This is a genomic window from Streptomyces sp. NPDC047869 (assembly GCF_040704065.1).
In the GTDB taxonomy this organism is placed as follows: domain Bacteria; phylum Actinomycetota; class Actinomycetes; order Streptomycetales; family Streptomycetaceae; genus Streptomyces.
In genome coordinates, this window is sequence record NZ_JBEYRK010000048.1 from 24,347 (window position 1) to 49,444 (window position 25,098).

General features: G+C 68.2%; 17 protein-coding genes and 3 pseudogenes. 13 read left to right on the forward strand and 7 right to left on the reverse strand.

Annotation, left to right across the window (positions count from 1 at the left end; translation table 11 throughout):
* Positions 1 to 46: 46 nt before the first annotated feature.
* On the forward strand, positions 47 to 313 hold the full coding sequence (locus tag AB0924_RS36745; RefSeq protein ID WP_366913775.1) for a hypothetical protein: 267 nt from the start codon (positions 47 to 49) through the stop codon (positions 311 to 313).
* A gap of 90 nt (positions 314 to 403) precedes the next feature.
* Here the strand turns inward: AB0924_RS36745 and AB0924_RS36750 are convergent, their stop codons facing one another.
* Positions 404 to 1,693 (reverse strand): HEPN/Toprim-associated domain-containing protein, encoded by a 1,290-nt coding sequence (locus tag AB0924_RS36750; RefSeq protein WP_366913776.1) that lies wholly within the window; start codon positions 1,691 to 1,693, stop codon positions 404 to 406.
* 584 nt (positions 1,694 to 2,277) lie between these two features.
* On the opposite strand from AB0924_RS36750, the gene AB0924_RS36755 reads away from it, so the two are divergent.
* From AB0924_RS36755 to AB0924_RS36765, 3 genes are all read left to right on the forward strand, one after another.
* The gene (locus tag AB0924_RS36755; protein WP_366913777.1) at positions 2,278 to 3,198 is read left to right on the forward strand and encodes a hypothetical protein; all 921 of its coding nucleotides are present in this window, start codon (positions 2,278 to 2,280) and stop codon (positions 3,196 to 3,198) included.
* On the forward strand, positions 3,195 to 5,489 hold the full coding sequence (locus tag AB0924_RS36760; protein ID WP_366913778.1) for an ATP-binding protein: 2,295 nt from the start codon (positions 3,195 to 3,197) through the stop codon (positions 5,487 to 5,489). Before AB0924_RS36755 ends, AB0924_RS36760 begins: the two co-directional genes overlap by 4 nt.
* A gap of 650 nt (positions 5,490 to 6,139) precedes the next feature.
* Entirely contained in the window at positions 6,140 to 6,367 is a 228-nt protein-coding gene (locus AB0924_RS36765) for a hypothetical protein (protein WP_366913779.1), read from the forward strand.
* Between the two features lie 585 nt (positions 6,368 to 6,952).
* Here AB0924_RS36765 and AB0924_RS36770 read toward each other — a convergent pair.
* The 5 genes and pseudogenes from AB0924_RS36770 to AB0924_RS36790 all read right to left on the reverse strand — a co-directional run bounded on the left by AB0924_RS36770 (position 6,953) and on the right by AB0924_RS36790 (position 15,977).
* Positions 6,953 to 7,770, reverse strand: a protein-coding gene (locus AB0924_RS36770) for an IS5 family transposase (protein ID WP_366913780.1) whose coding sequence is annotated in 2 segments (ribosomal slippage) — positions 6,953 to 7,428 and positions 7,428 to 7,770 — 819 coding nt in all. Because the reading frame shifts where the segments join, the coding sequence is not laid out codon by codon here.
* 352 nt (positions 7,771 to 8,122) lie between these two features.
* Positions 8,123 to 8,848 (reverse strand): DUF6531 domain-containing protein, encoded by a 726-nt coding sequence (locus tag AB0924_RS36775; protein WP_366913781.1) that lies wholly within the window; start codon positions 8,846 to 8,848, stop codon positions 8,123 to 8,125.
* A 594-nt stretch (positions 8,849 to 9,442) separates the two neighbouring features.
* Positions 9,443 to 13,780: an RHS repeat-associated core domain-containing protein gene (locus AB0924_RS36780; protein WP_366913790.1), complete on the reverse strand. Its 4,338-nt coding sequence runs from the start codon at positions 13,778 to 13,780 to the stop codon at positions 9,443 to 9,445.
* 60 nt (positions 13,781 to 13,840) lie between these two features.
* Positions 13,841 to 14,977: pseudogene (locus AB0924_RS36785) on the reverse strand (DUF6531 domain-containing protein); the annotation flags it as partial.
* An 865-nt stretch (positions 14,978 to 15,842) separates the two neighbouring features.
* Positions 15,843 to 15,977, reverse strand: a complete 135-nt coding sequence (locus tag AB0924_RS36790) for a hypothetical protein (RefSeq protein WP_366913782.1) — start codon at positions 15,975 to 15,977, stop codon at positions 15,843 to 15,845.
* A 65-nt stretch (positions 15,978 to 16,042) separates the two neighbouring features.
* Between AB0924_RS36790 and AB0924_RS36795 the strand changes: the two are divergent.
* Positions 16,043 to 16,486, forward strand: a pseudogene (locus AB0924_RS36795) (helicase); the annotation flags it as partial.
* A gap of 152 nt (positions 16,487 to 16,638) precedes the next feature.
* On the opposite strand, the gene AB0924_RS36800 reads toward AB0924_RS36795, so the two are convergent.
* Positions 16,639 to 16,986, reverse strand: coding sequence for a hypothetical protein (locus AB0924_RS36800; protein ID WP_366913783.1), 348 nt, complete (start codon positions 16,984 to 16,986; stop codon positions 16,639 to 16,641).
* A 177-nt stretch (positions 16,987 to 17,163) separates the two neighbouring features.
* On the opposite strand from AB0924_RS36800, the pseudogene AB0924_RS36805 reads away from it, so the two are divergent.
* From AB0924_RS36805 to AB0924_RS36840, 8 genes and pseudogenes are all read left to right on the forward strand, one after another.
* A pseudogene (locus tag AB0924_RS36805) lies at positions 17,164 to 18,780 on the forward strand (Helicase associated domain protein); the annotation flags it as partial.
* Between the two features lie 188 nt (positions 18,781 to 18,968).
* Complete coding sequence (locus AB0924_RS36810) at positions 18,969 to 20,102, forward strand: DNA-binding protein (protein WP_366913784.1); 1,134 nt, start codon at positions 18,969 to 18,971, stop codon at positions 20,100 to 20,102.
* The gene (locus AB0924_RS36815; RefSeq protein ID WP_366913785.1) at positions 20,078 to 20,362 is read left to right on the forward strand and encodes a hypothetical protein; all 285 of its coding nucleotides are present in this window, start codon (positions 20,078 to 20,080) and stop codon (positions 20,360 to 20,362) included. The genes AB0924_RS36810 and AB0924_RS36815 overlap by 25 nt, the downstream gene beginning before the upstream one ends.
* A 108-nt stretch (positions 20,363 to 20,470) precedes the next feature.
* Positions 20,471 to 21,421, forward strand: coding sequence for a TnsA-like heteromeric transposase endonuclease subunit (locus AB0924_RS36820; RefSeq protein ID WP_366913786.1), 951 nt, complete (start codon positions 20,471 to 20,473; stop codon positions 21,419 to 21,421).
* 14 nt (positions 21,422 to 21,435) lie between these two features.
* Complete coding sequence (locus AB0924_RS36825) at positions 21,436 to 23,223, forward strand: transposase (protein WP_366913791.1); 1,788 nt, start codon at positions 21,436 to 21,438, stop codon at positions 23,221 to 23,223.
* A 159-nt stretch (positions 23,224 to 23,382) separates the two neighbouring features.
* Complete coding sequence (locus AB0924_RS36830) at positions 23,383 to 24,270, forward strand: DUF6083 domain-containing protein (RefSeq protein ID WP_366913787.1); 888 nt, start codon at positions 23,383 to 23,385, stop codon at positions 24,268 to 24,270.
* Positions 24,270 to 24,749 (forward strand): hypothetical protein, encoded by a 480-nt coding sequence (locus AB0924_RS36835; RefSeq protein WP_366913792.1) that lies wholly within the window; start codon positions 24,270 to 24,272, stop codon positions 24,747 to 24,749. Before AB0924_RS36830 ends, AB0924_RS36835 begins: the two co-directional genes overlap by 1 nt.
* 76 nt (positions 24,750 to 24,825) lie before the next feature.
* Positions 24,826 to 25,098 (forward strand): UvrD-helicase domain-containing protein (locus AB0924_RS36840; RefSeq protein WP_366913788.1); only part of this gene is annotated, 273 nt, incomplete at its 3' end.

A 25,098-nucleotide genomic window follows, 5' to 3' on the forward strand; every position in this document is an offset into this window, starting at 1 on the left:
CGAGCCAGCACCTCTCGATCGAGCAACCGCAGCGTCCGTCGACGCTGTGGTCGCCACGCACCCGGCGATCGACTGGGAACACCTGCGCGGGGTCGAGAAAGGCCGCCGACTCCCCACTGGCATCGCTGCGCCCGGCACCGGCACCCGCCTGAGTCTGCGGGCGCCCGTACAGCGCTACGCCAGCGCGCTTCCGCCCGCCGGCGCCCCAGCCGTCCCGGAAGGCCGTCAGGGGGCGCCGCTGCTCTTCCTCGCGGGCGCGCTGCCGGGCAAGGACGTCACGGTCGACGTATGGGTCGACGGCGGCGAGGACTAGGCGCCACGCGCCCGCCTGACACGGAGAGCCGGAAACAGGTCATCCATACCGTCGCGAAGGCAGCCTCACGACATTCGGCCCCGGGATCTTTCAGTCGAAAGCGTGGACGATCTTTTCGAAGATGGCGTGCACGCCGCTCCAGTCACCACTGCTGTGCTGCCCTGACCGGGCCGCCTTCACCTTCTTCGTAAACGCCTTCAGCACCAGGACCTTGTGCACAGGCGACAGCGCCCCCTGGCGGCGCTGCACGGCGGGGATGAAGCGTCCCATGTGGACCGGCGCCAACGCGCCGTCGATCGTCAGAACGTCTTCGCCGAGGTACATCTCCAGGGAGCCGGCGGCACCGTTCACGTCGGTCAGCGCTACGACGGAGGATGTCGGCTCGAGGGTGGGGTAGCGGGCCAGCAGGGGCAGGTCCGGGTAGTGCAGCACCCGACATCCTGCCCGCAGCTTCTGTCTTTTCAGCCTGGCGAATGCCTCGTGCCCGCCGGCGTCGTTGTCGGCGATGGCCACGAAGCGGTTGGCCACACCAGCCGCGATGAACGCGTTCACCATGTTCGCGAGTGCCCCGACGCTGCCCTGGGGCTTCGTGTCCGTGCCCGTGTAGTCGATGAAGCGGACGAAGTCGACGAGGTGCGGGTGGGTGACGTGCATCGCCTCAGTGAGAACCCTGGAGTCGGTACTTCCCTCCGTAAGCACGATCAGCGGGGCATTGTCGGGCAGGGCCGCGAGTTGTCGCTCACGTGTCGGGCCGGCGATGGGCTGGTCCGTGTCCAGGCCAATACAGCAACCGGTCAGCCCGCTCACGTCCAGCCCGACCCGCATGTGGTCGGCGGCCTGGTCGACGAGTAGCCGTACGAGGCTGCGGCGCTCGACGAACCAGCGCAGCTCTTCCACGTCCGCGGCGGTCTCGGTCATTTGCATCAAGTACGAGACGTATTCCTCCGCGGTGGCGAACGACGTCTGCGGCCGGTGCGGTCCGATTGCCTCGCCGATGGCCGCGAGCAGTTCGGCGGGTTCGCGCGGGGGCCGGGCGAGGGTCTGGTACAGCTGCTCGCCCCGGGCTTCCCGTTCGCGGAGCTCGCTCTGATCGTCGTAGGTCTTCCGCCATCGCTCGGCGCCCTCCGCCAGCTCGGCGAGAGCGCGAGGCGAGGTGAAGCCCTGCACGTTGAGGCGCTGTCGCAGAGCCTTCGCGGTGGTGTAGTAACCGAACGTGATCTCCTCCCCGTCCCAGTCGTCGTCACGCGTGTCGTCGTCGGCGTCGGCGACGACCAGCTCGCGGTCGTTCTCCGTGAAGAGCGCTGCCAGTTCCTCGTTGTAGTGATCGCGGGTGTAGAGGAACTGGTCTTCGCCGACGATCAGATAGGAGTGATGCCCCATCCCCGCAGGATCCCATCGCCTGAGGGGCGGCGCGGCCTGTTTTTTTCCGGTGGCAGTTGGGGCCGGCTCCGGCCCGGGTCTCGCAACAGCGTGCCGTAGACCGGGCCGCAACGGCTTGTGCCGACCTCGCTGACCAGGCCCATGATCAAGCACACCAGGGTGCCCGCCCGCTACCCCAAGTGCGTACGCCGGGGAGGCCAGTGCGTTCCTCCCGACCGCCGGGCCGTCCTTCAATCGGCCGACCCGCCGGCCCTCGTTGACGAAGCCCTGCGGGCGAAGTCCTAGGTGGTGGCCAGGGCTTCGACCAGCTGGCGCAGCGCAAGCAGGGCCGGCCGCATGGCCAAGGTGTCCGTCAACTCGAGGACCGGTGTCGGACGGGTTCGAGGATGCCGCGTAGCGCGGTCCGGAACGCAGAGCCGCGCGGATCGTGCACCAGCTGCCGCACCGCACGTCATAAGGCCACCCACCCCCGCAATTCCGATTCCGCCACCATCCGGAACCTCACTGGACATCCTGCGTACCAATCCCCTGCAGGAGGCCATCCCTGACTCCACACGGGCGTGCATCTCCCGTGCGCACGGGAGATGCACGCAGTACGTGCTCGTAAGGGCGAGCCAGCCCATATCCGTCAGCGGCCGCTCTCAGCGGGGGACCTTCGGGAGTCCGGCCGATCGAGCGACAAGTCCTGCCCGGATACAGCACAGGCGCTCGAGCGCGGCATCAAGGAGTTCACGGACCGGCCTGACCACCTGCCCACGCTCCGCACGCCGCACTGGACTTCCCTGCTCGCCAAGGGCACGGACCGGTTGGGGCCGCAGGACGACGCCTACGGCGCGTGGCTGACTCTGGCAGAGGAAGAGTTCGTGGCGGAGGCCCTCGGTGACGTCGTCGGGCCGCAGGACCTGGCCTACGCCGAGGATCAGCCGCTGGCCGTACTGGGCCCGCCGAAGCTCTGGCCATCTCGGATCACCCGACTGCTGATGGCCTTTGACCACCGCTTCCCCGGCGGCGGCGGGCGGTTCTTCGTCCAGCGGATGCGGGAAGTCCGCTTCTATCTGACGCAGCCGGACTTGGCCATCAAGGTCCGCGCACTCGTCCGCGACCACGTCACCCCGACCGCTTCCGTGGTCATCGGCCATTCCCTCGGCAGCGTCATCGCCTATGACTTGTTCCGCCACGAGGACGACGTCGCGGGTCGGACACACGGAGATGTCCCCGGGCCCGCCGTCCACACCCTCATCACTTGTGGTTCCCCACTCGGTATCCCCTCGGTGCGGCGGCTCATGAAGATCAAGGACGGCGACCAGCTACGCCTGCCCGATCACGTCCGATGGATCAACGTCTACGACCCGGACGACGTGGTCACCGGCGGCGCGGGGCTGTGCCGGGTGGCGCCGGGGCTGGTCGATGCCGCGGTCCGCAACGGCGTGGGCGACCCCCACAGCGCCGTGCGCTACCTCCGCAGCGAGCCGGTGGCCCGCGCAGTAGCGGACGGTCGGCCATGAGGCGCGACCCGGTCGCCAGCACGTACGCCCGTCGCCTCCTCGTCATAGCCGTCACGGAGTACGACGACGGGAGCCCGGCGCAGCAGCAGGCGTTCAGGACGGGCGTCTCGGCGCAGGTGACCATCGTGGAGGGCTGGTGGGCCGATCCCGGCCTCGACGACGGGCGCCGCTTCGCCCCCGCCCGGCCCAAGCAGCTCCGTGATCTGAGGGATCTGCGTGAGTTCCTCCTGAAGGAGGAACTCGCTGAGGTGGACGACGACGAAGCCCTGGTCGTCTACGTCACGGGCCACGGTCTGGCCCCCGCCAACTCCCCGCAGCACTTCCTGCGCTTGCCCGACTCCTACGAAGACCGGCCGCTCAGCACCGCCTTCCCGACCGCCGAACTGATCGCGACCGTGCTGGACTCCCGGGCCACTCACGTCCTGGTGATGGTCGACTCCTGCTTCTCCGGCCGGCTCGAAACCGAGCTCAAGGCCAACCTGAAGGCGCTCCGAGAGAGGCGCCGCTCGCTCGGCTCGCTCGTCGTACTCGCGGCCGGGAACGACGAGAGCAGGCCCCGGCTCGGGCAGTTCACCAACCTGCTCCGGGCCGCCCACGAGCACTGCGCGGATCGGGCCAACGGCTACGCCGGGTCCCACCTCAGCTGGCAGGACTGGAAGGGCATCGTTGGCGCGGTGTTCGACGCCAAGACCATGGCCGACGTCCACGAGATTTGGCCGACCCCATCCGCCACGGTCCAGAGGGCGCACCAACAGCCAAGCCCCTGCCTTCCGAACCCCGGCTACGCCGCCGTCGAACCCGTACTCGGTGCCTCCCTCAGCCAGGTCGGATGGACCCGGACCGAGCTGGACACGTACTGGATCTCGCGCGCCTCCGGTCAGCCGGGAGCCGGCGGCCCCGGCTGGTACTTCACCGGGCGCGCCGAGCTGGTCAAGCGGGTGCTCGCGTTCCTGGTCGGCACCGAGAACGTACTCGTCGTCACCGGCGAGGCCGGCTCGGGGAAGTCTGTCCTCCTGGCCCGCATGGTGACCCTCAGCGACGCCCGTTTCCGGGCGGACCCGCACTACGGTCCGCTCGTCGCCGACATCCCCGAGGAACTCGACGTCCCGGTGGGGTCGGTGGACGCGGCCGTCCTCGCCCGCAACTCCAATCCGGACGAGCTCGCCCAGACCCTGTACGAGGCGCTCGGCGGCTCCCCGAGCGTCTTCGGCACGGCGCATACGGCACGCACCCGAACGGCACCCAGAGGGCCGGCGAAGCTCCTAGACGAGGGTCCAGTGGTGGCCCTGTGCAGGCTCGTAGGAGAGCTCGCCCTGCTGCGGGGACAGCCCCTGACCCTCGTGGTCGACGGCATCGACGAGGCCAGGAACCCGACGCGCGTCATCACCGACCTGCTCCGCCCCCTCAGTCAATTGCGCATGAATACGGGTGGACGTCCCGCGGTCCGGCTGCTTCTGGGCGTCCGCAGCCCCAGGGAGTACACGACGGCCGCCGAGGGCGAAGCGCAGCGTCCCTCCACTTCGACCCCCACGGCCCCTTCCACCGACCTGCTCGGGCTCCTCATCCGGGCCACTCACTCCGGGAACCTGATCCGCACGGACGACGTCGAGGCGACCAGGGGCGACATCGCCGCGTACGTCCGCGCGCTGCTCCGGGCCCCGTACGAAGGCCAGGGCGGTGCCGAGGAAGAGCAGCCGGGGTACCCGGGGCCAGACCGCGCCCAGCCCCAGCTCCGGTACCAGCACCGCTCGCTGGCCGCAGCGGTCGCCGAAGAGGTGTCCCCGTCCTTCCTGGACGCCCGGATCGCCTCCGAGCGACTTCGCTCGATGCGTGTCCTGCCGAGCCCCGACGACCCTCCGTGGCGCCGGACCCTGCGCGAGGGGACCGAGGCGCTCCTCCGCGAGGACCTCGGTGAGGTGGCCCGCTGGCACGACACCCCGGCCGAACACTTGATGGCCGTGTTGCGGACATCCGCCTTCGGGCAGGGGGCGGGGCTGCCCTGGGCCGACATCTGGCCCGCCGCGGTGCGGGCGCTCTGCCTAACCCCCGTGGCCGACCCGGACGCGGTCATCCGCCAGGTGATGGGCAGCCGTCTCAACGGCTACCTGACCACCGCGGTCGAGGACGAGCGGACCGTGTACCGGCCGATCCACGAACGGATCAGCGAAACCCTCCGGTACGCACCGCAGTGCTCGGTTTCCGGGATACGGACACGGACACGGACACGGCGGAGCGTTTCCCCGAGATCTCGATCACCGTTACGCACGCGCAACTCGTATGGGCTTTCGTAGAGCTACTCCCCCCGACGCCGGATCAGCCCCCGCACCCGTACCTACGACGCCACCTCATCGCGCATGTCGCCGCCGCCGAACTGGTCAGCGACCTGCACATCCCCTGGTGGTTCCTGCCATGGGAGACGAGTGGCACGGTCCGGGCGGCCCTCGGACTCCCCGCCGACTTCCACCCCAGTACCGCGCGCCTCGCCGCGTGGGCCCGCATCGAAGCGTTTTTGGGCGATGCAGGAGCGGCGGCCCGGGCCGACAGCCTCCGCCTGTCCCTCCTGGGCACGGCTGTCGGGCGTGGTGCCGCTGGGAACATGGTCGCGACACAGCCGCTACCTGGCTACCGCTCCGGCGTCACACCGCGGTGGAATCAATTACGGTTGCCTGACAACCTCTTGGCACGTATGTCGACCCCTCTCGCCTCGCTGGTGTCCTTCACTCTTCCGGACGGCAGCCCGCTCGTCGCGGCGGGCGATCAGGGTGGTTGGCCACCGACGATGATGCGCCGGTTACCCACGTCGACGTCGTCCAACAGCGCACCTTTGTACCGTACGCGGGGGCGTCGGGAGCGACGTCCAGGCGGCCGGTGTCCGCGTCGAACGCCACGGCCTGGAGGTGACCGGCGAGCTCTGCGCGGCCGCGGCGAGGATGTCGTCGAAATGCGCGAGGATGCTGCCGCCGACGGCGGGGGTGACCATGCCGCGCTCGGTCATCATCATCGCGATCGCGATGCCGAGCCCGAGCGGCTCGCGGCCGTCGCGGCGTACGACCGCGCCGGTGCGCCGCTTCGGCTTCTCCTTCCGGGCGCACCCGTTCTCGCCGCTTTCCGGGCGGCGACCAGGGCCTGGCGCGCGAGGACGATCCCGCTCAGCTCGGTGCTGACGTGATCACCGCCCCGGCTGCCTCGCCGTCCAGCGGCTGGGCTGCGAGCTCGGGCAATCGATCCGCCCACGGCGCGCGCACGGCCGCCTCAGTCCGGGCCGCCCGCTCGCGCAACTGCTCCAGCTGCGTCGCCAGCAGGTACTGGGCGGTGCGCTCCCGGGCCTCGTCGGCGGCCTCCGTCGCGACCGCGACGCGTCACGCCCGCCGCGCCTTCGCCTCGGCATCCTCGGTCCGTCCGAGCCGTCCGAGGGCGCTGCTGCGGTACCCCGGGCAGGGCCTGCTCCACGGCCTGGAGCGCGGCGAAGGCGAGCGCCGACGCCGCCAGGTCCGGGTCCGCGTCCAGCGCCCCTCTCCGTGAGCTCCAGGAACTTACGCCGCGCCCGTTCGATGTCGGCCTCCAGCGAGGCCTGGACGTGGGCCACTACGGCGGCGACGTCGCCTGGGTCATGCAGGTCGGCCGACCATGTCGCGGCGACCAGCCCGGCCTCCACGGTTGCCGTCTCGGTCCGGCGCCTAATACCGCACGCCTCGCACAGGCCGGCCGACCGCTGCAGCCCGCAGACCTCGCACGGCAGGGCTTAGACCGTGTCCTATGTGGTGAGGCGGAGTAGTCGCTTGTAACAGCAGATGGCGGCGGCGAGGCCGAGAAAGGCTAGGTAGTTACGGGGATCGCGCTCGTATCGGGGGCTGAGCCTGCGGTAGCCGGACAGCCAGGACATCGTCCGCTCGATCACCCAACGACGGCGCCCCAGGCGTTCGCTGGACTCGATGCCTTTGCGGGCGATGCGCACGCCGATGCGTTTGCCGCGTAACCATTTCCGCAGGTGGGGGACGTCATACGCCTTGTCGGCGTGCAGGCGCTGAGGCTTGAAGTGGCGGCCGCGGTGGGGGTCGTGTCTCGTTTGGTGACCCTCGACCATGGGCTTCAGAGCTTCGCTGTCGTGGGTGTTGGCGGCCGAGACACCGACGACCAGGGGCAGTCCGTTCGCGTCCGACAGGACGTGCATCTTGGAACCCGGCTTGCCCCGGTCCACGGGGCTCGGACCTGTGAGTTCGCCCCCTTTTTAGCCCGCACGTGAGCGGAGTCGAGGACCACGCGCGAGACGTCGACGAGGCCGGCGTCATCGAGTCGGTGCAGCACCGCTTCGTGCAGCCGACCCCACACGCCGGCCCGCGACCAGATCATGAACCGGCGGTGCGCGGTCGACTTCGATATCCCGAAACACGGCGGGAGGGCCCGCCAGGCGCAACCGCTGACCAGCACGTAGATGATCGCCGCGAACAGCGTCTCATCAGGTGTGTCCTGCGTTCCCCCGCCCTGCGGCCGCACCTTCGACGGTGGGATCAGCGGCTCGGCGATCTCCCACAGGCCGTCCGGAACAATCCAACTCCACGTACCCCGCCCCATGCACAGCCCAACGAGCGCTCACCACATAGGACACGGTCTTAGCGCACCGCGTCGGCGGCGGCCGCGGCCTGGCGCTCGCGCTCCGCCGCTCCTGAGCAGCCCACGGGCCGCATCACGGCGGGCCTGCTCCACACGGGCCTGCTCCCGCCGCCACACGAAGTCCTCCCCCTCCGACGACCGCCTGCTCCCGCAGCCGCTCCTCAAGGACCCGGTGCCGCTCGCCCTCGGTCGGGCCAATGCCAATGTCGCCTCTGGGGAACCTGGAGCCCGAGGGTGTGAGGTGACAGCTTGCTTGTGGCGGACGCCGTCGATTGTCCGCCATGAGTCCCATCCGGCGTCCGCCTGCTGCACCTCAGCTTTGGATGAGCCGGCCCTGAGCGTCGTAGGAATAGGTCCGCACCTTGCCGGCCACATCCGCGACTCGTGTTAGGTAGGCCTCGTTCGTGTACGTGTACGTGACGCGGCCGCCGTCTGCGAGGGTAACGGTCAGAAGCAGTCCTGTGCTGCTTGTGTTGAAGTGAGCTACGCGGCCTTCGGCGTCTGACACAGAAGCGATGCGTCCGGTTGACGTGTAGGCGAGCTTCAGGCCTTCGCCGCTTCCGTTGACGACTGTGCTGAGTCGTCCGGCTCGATCGAAGTTTCGCACAAGGTTCCCGCTGTCAGACGTCACGGAGTAACCCCCGTTCGTGGCCGTCAGCTTGTAAGCCGTGCCCTCAGGTGTGCTGTAGGTGCCGTCGCTCTGCTTGGTGAGGGTCACCTTGGTGCCGTCGGCCTCGTCGAAAACTACTGTTGCGGCCGATACTTCGAGCTTTGCTTCGAGGGAGAGCTTCCAGCCCTTGCCGAGGATTCCAGGCGTAGCTGCAGAGTCCCAGTGGTAGAACCTCGTGAGGCTGAACGGAACACCTCGGCTTGCAACCTCCGCGTCCACTACCTGCAGATCACTTGCCGTGCTACGTACCGCGCTCAGGTCAGCGACGGGTGCGGTTCCTTGAGAGGCCGTAGCTGCGTGAGTGACGCTCAGCGTCGCTATCCCCAGTCCAGCTAAGGTGAAGGCAACGCTCTTACGGAAATTAGGCATATGGCCTCCTTAAGTTGCCAGCATTAGATACCAGCATAAATCATCGAATGCCTCAGATTTGCGTCCGACTGCCATGCTTGGGCGCAGGTTGCCACGTGGTGAAGCCGTCTGCGTCGGCCTCGGGAACCCAGATAACGGGTCCCTCGGTGGCCTCTCGCAAACGATGCCACCACCATGTTGGATTGATTGGCCACATGCGCGTGAACCTGCTGTACATCATGCGGTCCCAGGCCTCTTGTTGCTCGCTCACGGTCACCACAGTTTTTGGGGGGGCCGGAGCAAAGAGCGGAACTAGGTCCCTACTGCTGGCCGGCCTTCCCTTCGGGAGGAGATACACGAACTCTGCGCCATGCTCGGACGCCATTCGCGACGGTCTTGCGTTGGCGCGTGCTCCGTTGCAACACAACAAGACGCCCTGGTGGTCCAGCTTGCGCCGAACACCTTGCAGTGCGAAGAAGAGATCATCTCCGTGCCCTAGCAGGGGCTCTCCCCTTGGAGGGAGAACCTCTACCCCCCAAGGGGGCTCTTCCGCATAGCGGATAGTCCATGTCTCATGGCGACCATCGGTGAAGCGTGCCTCGACTCGCACCTGGTTCATCGTGGAATGTACCCCGGATTCTCGATCACTTCGTTGGTGGGCATGCCCCACGACCACCGGACGGCCCTTACGATGCGGGATGGATCGATCCCCTGTGGGAAGACTATTTCCTTTTCGGCCCGAAAAACGTAGCCCATGCCCATAGCCTTGTTCATGTTGATTCCAGTGCCCGGCGAATCAATCTCGTAGACCCAGGTGCTCCCCTTGGCGCTCTGAGGGAACATTGCCGCCAGATCGGCCCTTACACTCGTTCCAACCCAGGCGAATGGCGTGTTGTGCAGCCCATACTGATGAAGATCGACATTACCGTCGGATGCCTTAGGATGGAACCCCGACTTGAAGACGAGCGACGGATCACGAGCATCCCCGCGGTACACGACCTTGGGATTCACAAGGGCCTTTGGCGGCGCGCCAATCTCGGGAAATGGATCAGTCTCTGATACGCCCCCGCGGATCTTCCCCTTGAACCACTTGAACGACGGGCCCAGGAGGCTGCTACTTGCGCCGCCCGCGGCCCCAAAGAGTAGATCCCATGGGGTGGTGGGCTGGCAGCGGGCCTCGTTCACTGCCCAGGAGAAGCCGGCGCCCACGGCAGCGTTGACAGCGGAGGAAGTGGCGAGAGCGCGACCTCCGCTCAGACTGAGTGCGCGGGCTACGGTGTTACCTGCACCGGGCATCAGCGCCCCCGCGATGGCACCGGTGATAGCGCCTTCTCCGGCGGATTTGGCGAAGCCGCCCCAGGTGAACCCGCCGTTGCGGTGCTGCCAGCCGTAGATGCCGCCGTCGACGGCGGCGCCTATGGCGGCGCCGATGCCGGCGCTGACGCAGAGGGGGCAGCGGCCGGAGGGGTCGTCCTGGTTGATGGGGTCGTTGTTGGCGTAGGTGTAGGGCGACAGGTTCGGACTGTCGTTGGGAGCGGGTTCGGGGTCGAGGCTGGTGAAGCGGCGGTTGCCGGGGTCGTAGCTGCGGTCGCGCAGGTACAGGCGGCTGGTGAGGGCCGGGTCTTTGTACTGGCCGGTGTAGCCGAAGACGCTGGTCTGGCCGTCGGTGGTGCTGGGCTTGCCGGTGGAGACGCCCCAGGCGCTGTAGGTGTAGGTGTAGTTTTCCTTGCCGGCTGCGTCGTAGACCGCGGTGATGGAGTTCTGGCGGTCGTGGCGCATGTAGAAGGTGCCGGTGGAGCGGTTTTGTGCTTCGGCGATGCCGTCGGGGTTGTACTGGTAGTCGGCGATCAGTGCGCCGCTGCTGTTGGTCTCGGTGGCGATCTGCGGCAGAGGGCCGGCGAGGTCCCACCGAGTCGTTCGCCACAGGGCGTTGTTCTTGTTGGTGGTGGTGCGGTTGCCGTCGGCATCGTTGACGAAGGTGTAGGTGTCGGTGCCGAGTGTGGCGGACTTGAGCTGGCCGAGGGGGTCGGAGACGTAGGTGCCGCTGGCGTCTTTGGTGAGGTTGCCGTCAGCGTCGTAGGTGTAGTCGACGGTGGTGGTGCCTTCGACGCGTTTGGTGAGCTGGTCGGCGGCGTCGTAGGTGTTGGTGCGGGTGCTGGTGGGGGTGGATGAGGTGGTGAGGTTGCCGACCTTGTCGTAGTTGTAGGTGCTGCCGCTAACGCTGGTCAGGCATGAGGCGGTGGCGGAAGTGTCGGTGCAGGCGCGGATCATTCGGCCCGCGTCGTCGTAGGAGTAGCGGTCGGCGAGGCCGGTGGTGGTGGCGTCCTTGAAGTAGTCCGCGGTGATGCGGCCGTCGTCGTCCCGCTGGAAGTATCGGGCGCCGGTGCCCTGGGAGACGGAGGCGAGGCGTCCGGCCCGGTCGTAGGTGCGGGCCTCGGTGACGGCCGTCGTCGTGGGCAGTTTGGTGGCGGTGAGGTTTCCAGCGGGGTCGTAGGTGTAGGTGGTGGTCTTTCCGCCTGCGGTCTGGCCTGTGATGCGGCCGTCGTCGTCGTAGGCGTAGGTGATGGCCCGGCCGTCGGGGTAGGTCCGGCTGCTGAGGGTGCCGTTGGGGTTGTAGGTGTATTTGAAGGGGTTGGTGGCACCGGGGGAGGTGATAGTCAGCGGCCGGTCTTCATTGTCGTACGTGAGGGTGCGGGTGCCGGTGCCGTCGGTGACGGTCTTGGGGTGGCCGACCTTGTCGTAGGTGTAGGAGACGGTCGGGGTGCCGTCGGAATAGGTGGCTTTGGTGAGCAGGCTCCGCGCGTCATAGGTGCTGGTGATGGTTTGGCCGCGGGCGTTGGTGGTCTTGGTCCGGTTGCCGTTGGCGTCATACAGGAACGCGGTGGTGCGGCCCATGGGATCGGTGACCTTGTTTAGACGGCCGGCATCGTCGTAGCCATAGCTGGTGGTGTGGCCGTTGGCGTCTTTGCGGGAGGTCAGGTTGCCGAGGTCGTCGTAACCGAGGACGGTTGTGCCAGCGTCCGGGGTGGTGACGGTAGTGAGCCGGCCCAGTTTGTCGTAGCCGTAGATCGTCTTCTTACCGAGGGCGTCGGCGCGCTCGGTGAGGTTGCCGTCGCCGTCGTAGGTGTTGGAGACGGTTTGAACGCCGTATGGGTCTTTCTGGCTGATGATGTTGCCTGCGGCGTCGTAGCCAGTGCTCCAGGTGTACTTGCTGGGGTCGCCACCGGTGACGTTGCCGCGTGGTTCCACCTTGGTGGTCAAGCGGCCGTTGTCGTCGTAGCCATAGGTGGTCTTGCCGCCGCGTGGTGACGTCTCGGTGGCGAGGTTGCCGGCGTCGTCGTAGGTGTAGGTGACGGTCCTGCCGCTGCGGTCCGTGGTAGTGAGAAGCCGGCCGTTGTCGTCGTAGGTGTGGACGGTTGTCTGGCTGAGAGCGTCGGTGGTCTTGGTGACGTTGCCCTCGCCGTCGTATTCCGTCTTGCGGACGTGTCCGAGCGGGTCAGTTACCGCGATCGGCCGGTATTCGGCGTCGTAGTCGGTCTTGGTTGTGTTCCCGAGGGGGTCGGTCACGGTGGTCTGGTTACCGACCTTGTCGTAGCCGTACGTCCACGTGTATTTGGTGGGATCCGTACCCGAGACGTTGCCCAGCGGTGTGGTCATCGCCACCAGGCGGCTGGCTTTGTCATACACGTAGGTCGTCTTCGCACCCGTGGGGTCCGTGCGGGAGGCGACATTGCCCATGACGTCGTAGGTGATCACGGAGGTGTGGCTGGCGGCGTCCTTCACCGCGGTCAGCCTGTTGGCCGCGTCATAGGTGTATGTCGTGGTCTTGCCCGAGGCGTCCGTCACGGAGCTGAGGTTGCCGACGGGGTCATATTCGTTTCGGGTGGTGTTCCCTCTTGGGTCCTTCGTCGTCGTGAGTCGGCCTGCTTCGTCGTACCCGTAGGTCGTCGTGAAGTCGTCGGAGGATGCGCCGGACAGGTTGCCCCGCGGGTCGGTCACGCTTGTTATCCGGCCAGCGGTGTCGAACTTCCTCGTCACAATCGTGTGATCGGGATACTCGACGGATACCGGATTGGACGCGGAGTCGTAGCCGTACCTCGTCACCTTCCCCAGAGGGTCGGTTACAGATTCCGTCTGACCGCGATCTGTGTAAGTGAAGAGGGTCTTCTTGCTGAGCGGGTCTGTGGAAGAAGCCAGCTGGTTCTTCGCGTCGTAGGAGTACCCGCTTCTCTTCCGGTTACCGTCGGTGTACATCCACATATTGCCCGACGAGTTATAGCTCCAGGACCGCCCAGACAGCGGGGTATTGATGGCCGTAAGACGCCCCGAACCGTCCACCTTACGCCTGGTGGTATTACCAAGGGCGTCAATTTCCTGGACTGGGTCGAGATGGTAGGTGTAGCCGTACGATGTCTTGTTACCGAACGGGTCGTACTGGGCCATCAGCACGTTCTGCTCGTAGACGTCAGTCCAAATACCACCGTCTGGGTAAGTGACGTCTGTTTCCTTGCCCACGTACGAGAATGTGGTCTTGCTGCCGGCGGCGTCCGTCTGATTGATGACCCGCCCGGAAGAGTCATAGGAGTTCCGCAGGGAGTCTTTCCCGTTTCCGTCGACCACGGTTGCCAGGCGCCCAGTCGCGTCATATTTGTAGCCGACTTTTCTGCCGTCGGGCTCAATGACTTGCGAGAGTAGACCGTCCGTATAGGCGTAGGATATGGTCCGCCCGTCGGAAATTTTGATACCGGAAAGCCGGGAGTCGGAATAGGAGAAATCTGCTTGCTGCCCAGAGGGCGTGACAACTGAGGAGATCAGGCCTGAACTGTCACGCTTGTATATGACCGAGCGCCCTTGTTTGTCTGTGCTGGTGACGAGGTTTCCATCTTTGTCGAAAGATAGGATTCGTCCCGCATCAGGCGTCTTGAGTTGGAAGCCATCGGTGGTGGTCGTCAACTGGGAATGTGCCGAAGGGGGAGGTGCGTAACTGTCACCGGTCTTTGCGTATGAGTAACGGGAGCCGTCCTCGGCATGGAAGACAAGGTCTCCGTTGTCTTTCTTTTCGAGACGTGACTCGAAAGGTGTCGACCATCCCTCGCCGAGTACCCCGCTGGTGCTCCCTGCTGTTGCCAGGCTGCCGGAGACCCGGTTGTTCGACGCGTAGCTGCGGCTGAGGTCGACTGGGAGAGAGCCGGGCAGTGTCGCATCGGAAACTTGCTGACCGAAGGCGCCCGTTGCTGTGTTTACTCCTACACCGCGAAATGACTGACAGTTTGTTGCACCGGCGGAATTACCGCCACACGAGGTGCCGAACGTCTGCTCCGTAGGCACTCCGGCGAGCCCGAGTCCCCAGGCGCCGTACGCGTACTCTACGTAGAGCGGCCATGACCCGTCCGGTTCTTGGATTATAAACGCCATGTGGAAGATAGAGGGCGCTTGGCCGCCACTGTTACTTCCATCGATGCACAGTTGCGGATCGAATTTATAGGTGAAAGAGGCAGGCGCTCCCTGCGAGTACCCTGGATCATTTGGCCATCCCCGCGGGTACTGTTTAGATGCTAGCCATGAAGGAGCCTTGACCGTTACAGGATCCCCGAACCAGACGCCAGGTTGAGTTCCACATAACACTTCAGGCCTTATGACTATAGATTGCAGGCCCTTGTCTTCTTCTGCTGGGGTCCCCCCACCCTCCCAGTCGTAATATATCCACGTTTTGAACGTGAATACGTCGCCGGGCTTTGGTACGAATCCCCGCACCGTGGTGTAGCCGGGGTCTCCACCGACTGTGTTATGATAATTCGCCACCTCGTTGCCGCTGGAATCGAATGTCTGCGAGTCATCCGGTGTTATTCGATACGGCACTTTCGAATCAGTGACGGATCGCTGCTTGCTTCTGCTCGCCTCTTTACTCTGTGGGATCTTTACCTGAAGATTCTTGGCGTCGCGAAGAACCTGTGCTCGCCGTTGTTTCAGGCTGACCGCCGCCTGTGGCTCAGCCGGCCTCGGCCCGTGACCGCTATCTGACTGTTCGACCCTTTGGGAGGCCTTCGATACTGCCGGAGTCGCTTGCGCAGCGCCCGTGATCATGAGGCTCCACGCGGTCGCTATTGGCAGTAATAATCGTGCCGAGGTGAACCATCGCGTTTTCAACATTTGTCCTATTGGGTCGATGGTGTGTGGAACTCGGTAGACTCACACGGGTAAGAGGCAATCGCCTTTAGATGTCCGAATGGCGTGATGTGGACATGCCAAAACAGATCAGGCATGCGGCGGTGCAGCCTTATAAGTAGAAGCGCGCGTACTCACGGGTTTCTGACGATAGAGCCCGAAAGGGGAGCAGCGCAGTTATGTCATGGGGCGGGGCACATAAGAAGAAGCCGCCATTCCGGCGCCACGGTTTGCTCGCATGCAGAGTGCTACGCAGGTCATTAGTGCAGGAACCCCCCTTGTTCCGCTCCTCGCATGGTCAGTGCGAGGAAGTGTCACCGGATATGGACCTACAGACGTGGGACAAGCTATCGCCCCACCTACCACAGAGTCAACGCCTGTTTACCCTCCGAAACCTTGCCTCAGCAATCAACCAGCGACTTGCCCGGCAACACTGGGCCGTGTTCCGCGTGGTGAGGCAGACGCGAGGGTCGTCAGCGAACGGGACGGGGTCGGAGCGCTGGCTCGACGATCCGGGCGGGCGAGGGCTTCCGGGCAGCAGCCGTGACGCGGGAGACCTTCGGAGCGGTCGCGGCATCAGGTGGGGCAGAACTTCCGGTGGCCGGCGGGGTGGCTTCGGGCAGGGACGTCCAAGGGCCAGGAGGCGAGGCCCCGGCGCGGGTCAGGTAGAGGCCGACGGTGTCGACCCGGTACCGGTCGGCGGCCTCGAGCAGCAGGTAGTGCAAACTGCCCCTGGTGCCGGCTCGCCACCGTCCTGACCTCTTTTAGGTAGAGCGCGGACACTCGTTCCGGGTGAACTTGCTCTGGATGAACAGCAGCCGCAGCTGGGTAAGGATGACCGTGCCCGTGCTCATGCCGTGCTGCCGTCGCCGAGAGAGCACTCCGCGACGATGTACACCTGTTCGTCGCCGAGGAGGAGGCCGGGCAGCGCCATGAGGGCGGACCCCCACCGCTCACCCGTGGCCGAGGCGAGCCCGGCGGCCATGATGTCCCGGGCGAGCCGGGTGGCGCGTTCCCGCTGTGCGGCGTCCTCGGCCGCGGCCCGCTCCCCGGTCGTGGGCGGCGATCCACGACAACGCCCGTATCCCCGCGGACTTCCGGCTCTACCTGACCGCCACCCCGCGGATCCTGGCATCGCCTAGGCCGCAGCGGGGTAAGGACGGGCGTGAGCTGGAGCTCTGTTCGATGGGGCAGGACTCGGCCACGTTCGGGCCGTGGCTGGCGGAGTTCGGGCTCGCCGAGGCGGTCGAGCGGGGCATCCTCGCCGGGTTCGAGATCGACGTCCTGGAGATCGAGGACCCCGACTACTTTGTCGGCCTGTCGGACGAAGCGCGGCGTGGCCGGCGCCTCGCGTTGCTGCAGGCCGTGCTGGAGCATGCCAGTGCCCGCAACATCAAGACGATGATGACCTTCCACAGCCGGGTCGAGGAAGCCGAGGCCTTCGCCGTCAACCTCCCGCAGACCGCTGCGGACCTGTATGCGGACGAGGTCACCGCCCACGCCCTCGACGAGGCCGCCGCCAGGCCGCGGCCCCCGCTCGGTGCCAAGCCCGGGACGTCGAAGAGGCCGTGAACATCTGCTGCCTGTTCTCGCCGATCCGCAACTGGACCGAGTACCCGGCCCCGGCCGCCTGACGCGGATCCGTGCTACAGCTCCACGCGCCGTTCGGCAGCGGAAGGATGCGATGCGGATCCGTAGCGCAAGACCACATTCGCCGGGCGGAACGGCAGGTCACGCAGGACAGGTTCCATGACGGCGAAGAGCGCGTCGGCATCAGGGCCATAGGCGAAGAGCGCCACCTCGCCGTCTCCGAACTCGTTCCCGTCGAACTCCCCGACACCGACGCGTCCGATCGCCTCGGTCAAAAGGTTCTGGGCCGCGCGGACAGCCGCCCGATCGCCCGGCTCGCCAAAACCGTCGCCCGTGAGTCGATACCGCGCGATGACCGCGTGCTCGTCGCTTGTCTCCGCACCGCCATCAGCCGCATACGTCATGCAGGGACGATCTCACCCCGGACCGACACCGCCATCAGCCGCATAAGTCATGCAGGATGCAGTTACGGGCCGGGGCGCGGGGCCCGTCGGCTGGGTGCCAGGTCAGGCGCGCAGGGGGTGGTAGAAGACGTCGCCCTGGGTGCGGGAGTGCACGGTGACGATTCCGCTCGGCAGTTCCAGGCCGGGCGGCACGTTCCCGCGGACCGGGTGTGGTCGGCGTGGCTGTGCCGGGACCACCTCGTCACCGAACGCCGCGAGGTCCTGCGCCAGTTCGCGAACGGGATCGATGCCGCGGGGCGGCGGGTGCACCGGGCGTTCCTCGCCAGCTGCCGCGTCCTCGGCGAAGGGGTCGACATCCGGGGCGTGCGGGGTGTGGAGGCCGTCTGCTTCGCCGACACCCGTAGCTCCCCGCTCGAGATCGTGCAGAACATCGGCCGGGCACTACGGCCCAACCTCGACGGCACCACAAAAGTCGCGCGGATCATTGTGCCCGTCTTCCTCCAGCCCGGCGAAGACCCCACCGACATGATCGCCAGCGCCTCCTACGCCCCCCTCGTCGCCGTCCTCCAAGGCCTGCGCTCCCACTCCGAACACCTCACCGAACAACTCGCCAATCGCGCCCTCACCCGAGGAACGCGCAAGGTGCACGTTCGGCGGGACGCCGACGGACGCATCATCACCGGCGCGGGTGCCGGTGAAGGTGAGGAGGAGGGGCGGGAGCCGGGGAGCGGCGTGGCGGAGTCGGAGCTGCTGCAGTTCTCCAGCCCACGCGACCCCGCAACCATCGCCGCATTCCTGCGCACCCGCGTCTACCGGCCACAGTCACTGGTGTGGCTCGAGGGTTACCAAGCCCTCCTGCGATGGCGAGCCCAGAACAACATCAGCGGGCTGTATGCCGTGCCCTACGACGTCGAGACCCAGGTGGGGGCGACCAAGGCGTTCCCGCTGGGCAGGTGGGTTCACCAGCAGCGCAAAGCGCGGCGGGCCGGGGAACTCGACCCCCACCGCGTCGAGCTACTCGACGCCGCTGAGGCCGGGATGGTGTGGGAACCCGGCGAGGAAGCGTGGGAGAACAAGCTCGCCGTCCTCCGGTCGTACCGGCGCGCCACCGGACACCTCGCACCCCGGCAGAACGCCATGTGGGACGGTCCCGACGGGCAGCCGGTCGCGATCGGACAGCTGATCGCCAACCTCCGCCGCCCCCACGGACTCGGCAAGAGGGACCCGGAGACCGCCGCCACCCGGGCCGAGCAACTCGCCGCGATCGACCCCGACTGGAACTGCTCCTGGACGCTGGACTGGCAACGCCACCACCGCGTCCTCGCCGACCTCGCCGCCGACGAACCAGACGGCCGGCTCCCCGACATCGCACCCGGCGTCCTCCTCGACAACGACGACCTCGGACGATGGCTGAAGCAGCAGCGCAAGCCAGCCACCTGGAAGGTGCTGTCGGAAGAGCAGCAGAAGCGGCTGACCCGGCTGGGCGTGACACCGCTCGAGATGCCGTCCCCGGCACCAGCCACCACGAGCACGGCGAAAAGCTCGGGAAGGGCCAGTGGCAAGGCACAGGCGGCGTTCCAGAGGGGACTCGCAGCACTCACGCAATGGGTCGAACGCGAAGGCCGGGGCCGGCCGGTCCCTCGCGACCACAGGGAGGAGGTCGCGATCGAGGGTGAGGCGGAGCCGGTGCCGGTCAGGCTCGGTGTATGGATCTCCAACACCCGCGCCAGACGCGACAAACTCACGACGCAGCAACTGGCAGCGCTGCGGAAGCTGGGCATGGAGTGGGCGTGACAGTCGGGGAGCATCAGCCACCCAGGCGCAGCGGCCGTGCCGCGAAGCGTACATTCAGCGTACGCAGTACGTACCGAGTGCGTTCCTGACCGGCAGAAGCAAACGGTGCGGCTCTCTCCCCAGCGACTCTCACCGACACCTTTTGCGAAGACGTCCGTCCGGGCCGGTGAACACGAGACCGTGGTGGAGTGATCCGTACCCCCGTCCTCCTGCGGACCGCTCCCCTGCAGCGGGAGACGACCTCGTCGCTGATCTGCCGCGTCGCCAGGCGCTACGGGATGGAAGCAAAGGTGTTGCGGGCCTGCTGGAAGTGGCGCAACTACCCGCCGGGGCACGAGGGCGGCGGCGCGCGGGCTGACGCCGAGGTGCTGCTGAACGCGGCCGGACGCCGGCTCCTGGCAGGCATGTGCGGCGCGGAGGAAGCCGTGCTGGCACAGGCGTTACCGTCCTGGGCGGCAGAGGATGCCAAGCTGCGCGCCGAGGTTGGTGATCCAGTGGGGCTGTGGCGGGTCGGTGGTGCGGTAGCCGGTCCGGTGGCATTCGGCTGCCGACTGTGCACCGCTCGCCGTACGGGGGCGGCCGTGCGGGTGGTGCGGTATGCGCCGCGGTGGGAGCGGGTGTGCGTGCGGCATGGGCGGTGGCTGCTGGACGCGGACGCAAACCAGCCATTGGAGCACCTCGATCTGCGTGGCCTGCCGGAGGTGGTGGCGGCGCAGCGGCGGTGGGCCTCGGTGACGCGGCGGGCGGTGCGGGCCGGTGCGGAGCCGGAGCGGGTGTTCGCGCTGGCGCGGGCGGTGGTGGCCCGATGGTGGGAGCAGGCCTTTGGCTGGGAGCGGGAGACGGCCTGGCCGCGGCGCCTGCACCAGGTCGCGGGCGGGGATGCCGGTGGTGATCTGGAGCGGTGGCGGATCGTGGGGCGGGACGCGGTCGTCTTCCCGGAGGTGGTGGCGGTGGCCGGCGCTCTGTTGGACCCGGCCATGGCCGAGCTGGTGTGGGCCGACAGCGGTGCCGGGCGGCCGCGGGCGCTGCCCGCCGACGGGATGTTCTGCCGCAGGCTCGGTGAGCGGCTGGGGCGTACGTGGCTGGGGCCGCTGGCCGCGACAGACCACGGCGGGCCGCTTATCGCGTGGATGGGCAGTGTCATCCGTCTTCGCCGCGGCGCCGGCGGGCCGCCCGGGTACGACAACGACCCGTGGTGGCTGCGGCAGGAACACCAGCCCGGGACCATGGCTGGCCAGCTGCGGGTGCTGGGCAAGGAGAAGAAGGCACCCGGCTCGGGGCGATGTGGCGGGCTGCGGTGCCCGCCGAGCAGCGGATGCTGATCACCAGCACGCTGGACAGCGTCCAGGAGCAGCTGCTGCAGCTGCGGGGGGTGCAGACCGGCCCGACCGCCGACGTCGCCCGGCGGTTGCTGCGCGGCCTCGGTCACAGCGCCGGCCTGATCGAGAGCGCCTGGAAACGGACCGCCCTGGCGGCGGTGAACGGCGGCGTGCCCCTTCAAGAGGTGGCCCGATGGGTGGACATGCCCGTCGAGGTGCTCCGGGAGATGCTGACCGCGGACGGGCGGGAGGCGGGCGGCTGAGCACGGTGCGTCGGGGAGAAGTCGGCTGTTAGCTGATACGGCACTCGTTCGTGGCAGGAACACTGAAAACGGCTGTCGGGGTGGGTGGGAGCGGCTTGGCTGGCGCGGGTGACCAGCACAGGAGCAGCCCGGGGCCGGGCAGGGCGGGCGGCCGTGGACCAGGCGGGCGGGTTCGAGGCGGTGTTCCTCGACCCGCTGGGGCAGGCGGTGCAGCAGCGGTGGGCGGATGCCGCCCTGACCGTGGCGTTCGAGGACTTGCCGCCGGTGTCGGCGTTCCCAGTGATGCCGGGCAGGCGATGGGGGCCGGGCCTGTGGTGGTCGGCGACGACCGGGCGGCACGTGGCCGCCGGGTCCAACGCGATGCGCATCCAGCTGATGGTCCTGGACCGCGATCGGGAGGTGACGGGTCTGGCGGGTCGGCCGGTGCGGCTGCTGTGGCGTGAACGGCGTGGTCGGGTGCGTTCCTGGGTGCCGCAGCTGTTCGCCCGGCGTGCCGACGGCACCGCGCTGCTCGCCGACTGCCCCGGCCACCCGGCCGCGGGCGGGGAACGCGCGAGGAACGCCGCCGAGGCGGTCGCGCAGGCGTGCGCAGACATCGGCTGGACCTACCGGCGCCTGCCGCCGCTCGACGACGTGCTGGCCGCCAACCTGAAGTGGCTGGCCGGCTACCGTCACCCCCGCAACGCCGGCCGCCCCGGACTGACGGAGTCCGTCCTGGAGGCGTTCACGCGGCCGCGGCCGCTGATCAAGGGCACCGAAGCGGTCGGCGACCCGATCGCGGTCCTCCCCTGCGTCTTCCACGCCTTGTGGCACAGCCGGCTGACGACAGACCTCAAGACGCCGCTGCACGAACGCGTCCTCGTCGGACCGCGCGCCTGGAGCGGCCCCGAGACAGCAGATGCCGGTGCAGGCGTGCCGGCCGGCCGCCTTCAGGAAGACGTCGGCGAGTGCGAGGACGGCTATGCCGAGGAGGCCCGAGACATTAGCGAAGCCGCGGAGGGCGCGGACACGGACGTAGGTGGGGATGAGGCCGGTGCCCGGACTGGGGAGGCGGTGTGAGCAGCGGGCGGCCGGTGGTGGCGGTCGGGGCGCATGTCCGCTTCCGCGGATCGCGGTGGCAGGTTGTCGCCTTGGCCGGACAGTGTGTGCATCTGGCTGGCGAGGACGGCGGCGATGAGACGGTACTGGCGGGGCACCTCTTCGCCGATCAAAGCTTCGCCGTGCTGGGAGCGCAGGCGGAAGTGGCGCAGCCGCAGGCGGTACCGCGGTGGGGGCTGTTCGAGACCGCCCCGGCCGCGGCGCGGGAAAAGGCGCTGGCCTGGCAGCGGCACGTGCGGGAGGTCGAGTGCGGTCTGCCCGGCGGGCCCGGCAGCGACGGGGCAGTACGGCCCGAGTACGACCCCGCACGGCACACGCTGGCCGAACGGGAGCAGGCCAAGGCCCAGGAGCTGACCGCGCTCGGCTTCGCCCGGGTATCACGCACCACGGTGCAGCGCATGCGGCTCGCTTACCGCAAGCAAGGCCTGTGGGGGCTCGTCGACCACCGCACCACCCGAGGCCCCAGCCCCACCGGGCGGCAGGACGAAAGGGTGGTCGCCGCAGTCAAAGACGTGCTGCGCAAACAGCGGGGCCGCTCCAAGGGCACCATCAGCGCGCTGATGCCACGGGTCGCGCAGGTCCTTCAGGACCGTCACGGCGGCAGCGTGCTGATGCCGGCCCAGGCCACCTTCTACCGGCTCGTCCGCCAGCTTTCCGGCCCCGCCGACCATCCCGCACGTTCTGTGCGCACCGCGCCCATCACCGAGGACGGACGCGGCCACACTCCCACCGTCGCGCTGCGGCCCGGGGAGCAGGTACAGATCGACACCACCCGCCTGGACGTCCTCGCCCTGTTCGACGACGGGACCCTCGGCCGGCCCGAGATGACCATCGCGGTAGATGTCGCCACCCGCGCCATCCTCGCCGCCGTTCTGTGCCCGGGCGGCACTCAGGCCGTGGACGCGGCCCTGCTCCTGGCCGAAATGGCCGTGCCCCACCCTGCCCGCCCCACCTGGCCCGATGCCCTGCGCTTCGCCCACACCCAACTGCCCGCACACAAGCGGCTGCTGAGCCTGGACGAACGCCTCGAGCAAGCGGCCGCCCGCCCCGTCGTGATCCCTGAGACGATCATCGTCGACCGGGGCAAAGTCTTCCTGTCCCACACGTTCACCGCCGCATGCGAAGCCCTCGGCATCAGCGTGCAGCCCGCCCCGCCCTACTCCCCCACCGCCAAAGGCATCGTCGAGCGCACCTTCGGTTCGATCAATTCGCTGTTCTGCCAGCACCTGCCCGGCTACACCGGCTCCGACATCACCCGTCGCGGCCGCGACGCCGAACGCGAAGCGTGCTTCACCGTCGCGCAGCTGCAGGATCTCCTCGACGAATGGCTCGTCCACTACCACCACCGCCCCCACGAAGGGCTGCGCCATCCCGTGCTGCCCAAAGCGGCGCTGACGCCGAACCAGATGTGGGCCGCCCTCGTCTCGGTCGTCGGCTACGTACCCGTGCCCCTCACGCAAGACGACTACCTGGAACTGCTGCCGGTGCGCTGGCAGGCGATCACCGAACGCGGCATCCGCCTGAACCACCGCACCTACGACTGCGACCTGCTGGGCCCGTACCGCGGCCAGCCCTCCCCCATCACCTCGCGCGGCGGCAGGTGGGAAGTCCACACCAACCCCCACGACGTCCGCCAGATCTGGCGCACCATCGGCACGCTGAAGACCTGGCACGCCCTCGCCCACGCTCTGGGCACCCCGTTCGACGAACTCTTCAGCACGCTGTGCCGCGGGCATGACCTGCCGGGGCCGAGCGGGGACTGACCCCCGTCCGGGCGGCCGCCCCGGATCACCCAAACCGGCGAGACCGCCTCGAACGAGCGACCGTCCGTTCGCACTCCAGTGGCACCATGTGCGGCTGAGCGGGCGATCCGGCCCTACCGCTGCCGCGGATGCGGCGTGTTGGCTGGCAGGTTCACGCGCATGCGCTCCACACCTCCCGCCTCCCGCCACTGGGACCGCAGCCCCGTCCTCGCCCACCGCGCGCGCCGTTCCCTTCAGGTCACCCCCGACGGCGCCAGCCGGCTGCTGCGCTGTGGACAGAGCGGCCGGTGCCGCGACTGCGGCAACCGGATCGAGTGGTACCACCGCAGCGACCGCCGGCCGGTCCGTCTCCATCCGCAGGAACTGCCGGCCACCCGGGTGCCCGCCGCCTGCCGCTGGCACGTCAGCTCCGGAATCGCCCACCCGGCCGGGGACGGCAGCAGCTGGTGCCGTCTGCCGCACGCCGTCCTCTGTCCCGCCCGCGACACGGCACCGGCTTTCCCTGAACTGGCCGGGCTGCGCCGGTCGCTGGCCGTGCACACCCGCCGCATGATCGACGCCGGGGTCTTCACTCCTCCCCCGGCCTCGCCGGACAACTCGGCGCCCCGGCCGCCCGTCTGCCGCCCGGCCCGGCCCATCGTGCAGCTGTTGTATGTCCGCTACCTCGCCTCCCGGCCGGTGGATGAAATCCAGTGTGTCGCCCAGACCCGGCGCCGCCACCGCTGCACCAGCCCGCTGCTTGTCTCCAACGCCCCGGCCGGCACCTGGCGACTGGTCCCCGCCACCGCGACGGGCGGCCAACTGGTCCTCCTCGCCGAGGTCATGGCCCTCTACGACCTCACCGGCGTCCCCTACGCCGAGCAACTGCGCTGGCGCGCCCAGCGCTGCCCGCAGCACGCCGCCACGCCCACGGCCGCCGACCTGGCGGTGGCCGACTGGGAGCCCTTCGACCCGCTGCACCACCACGAACACATCCACACCCGCCTGCCCACCCCCGTCCGACGCCCCAGGACTGCAGGCAGTGCACGGCAGGCGGCCCGGCCGTGATGCCGCACCACGAGATCACCCTGACCAGACCCGCCACCCCCGGCGAACTTCGGCATGCGCGCCGCGGCGTGCCCCTGGCCGCGAACGCGGACCGCAACCGTCTGATGGCGGTCCATGGCGCGCGCAGTCCCGCCAGTGCCCTGCATGTGCTGCGGCGCCGGCTGGGCACGCGCCTGCCGATCGACGTCCTGACAACGCACTACCCCGACCGGCACGGCCAGGTCCTGCTCAACGTCGCCCTGGACCACACCGCCGACAGGGCCCTACGCCAGGCTGCGGCAGTCCTGGGGCAACGCCCCCAGGACCTGCTGCGGCAGCGGGTGACCGCGGCCCTTGCCCGGGAGAAGCAGGAACGCGCCCGGCGCCTGGAGGTTCGGCTCGAGAGTCTGCTCGCCGAGCACACCCCCCAAGACGTCCTGGCCTGCGTGGCCAGCCTCCTGCACCGCCACCAGCACCATCCCACTCGCACAGCGCCATAACTCCTTCTCCTACGCCGCTCCCGACGCGGCGGCTGCAGGCCCCCCTGATCCTCTTCAATCTTTCGCGGAGCCCTTGTTGCACACGCCCACCGACGAACAGGCCCACGCCGTCGACGCCTTCCGGGCCGGCCACCATCTCGTCCTGCAGGCCGGCGCCGGAACGGGAAAGACCAGCACGCTCACCCTGCTCGCCGCCAGCACCCTCAGCAGCGGCCGCTACCTCGCCTTCAACAAGGACATCGCGCACGGTGCCGCCACCCGCTTCCCCCGCACGGTGGTGTGCAAGACCGCCCACGCCACGGCCTACGCCGCCCTCGGCCACCGCTACACAAGCCGGCTCAACAGCCCC

Bases quoted from the DNA above. Each gene is read 5' to 3' on its own strand.
- AB0924_RS36750 (WP_366913776.1), bottom strand. From the start codon at position 1,693: ATGGGGCATCACTCCTATCTGATCGTCGGCGAAGACCAGTTCCTCTAC.
- AB0924_RS36755 (WP_366913777.1), top strand. From the start codon at position 2,278: ATGCACGCAGTACGTGCTCGTAAGGGCGAGCCAGCCCATATCCGTCAG.
- AB0924_RS36760 (WP_366913778.1), top strand. From the start codon at position 3,195: ATGAGGCGCGACCCGGTCGCCAGCACGTACGCCCGTCGCCTCCTCGTC.
- AB0924_RS36765 (WP_366913779.1), top strand. From the start codon at position 6,140: ATGCGCGAGGATGCTGCCGCCGACGGCGGGGGTGACCATGCCGCGCTC.
- AB0924_RS36775 (WP_366913781.1), bottom strand. From the start codon at position 8,848: ATGCCTAATTTCCGTAAGAGCGTTGCCTTCACCTTAGCTGGACTGGGG.
- AB0924_RS36790 (WP_366913782.1), bottom strand. From the start codon at position 15,977: ATGGCCGCCGGGCTCGCCTCGGCCACGGGTGAGCGGTGGGGGTCCGCC.
- AB0924_RS36800 (WP_366913783.1), bottom strand. From the start codon at position 16,986: ATGACGTATGCGGCTGATGGCGGTGCGGAGACAAGCGACGAGCACGCG.
- AB0924_RS36830 (WP_366913787.1), top strand. From the start codon at position 23,383: ATGCGCTCCACACCTCCCGCCTCCCGCCACTGGGACCGCAGCCCCGTC.
- AB0924_RS36835 (WP_366913792.1), top strand. From the start codon at position 24,270: ATGCCGCACCACGAGATCACCCTGACCAGACCCGCCACCCCCGGCGAA.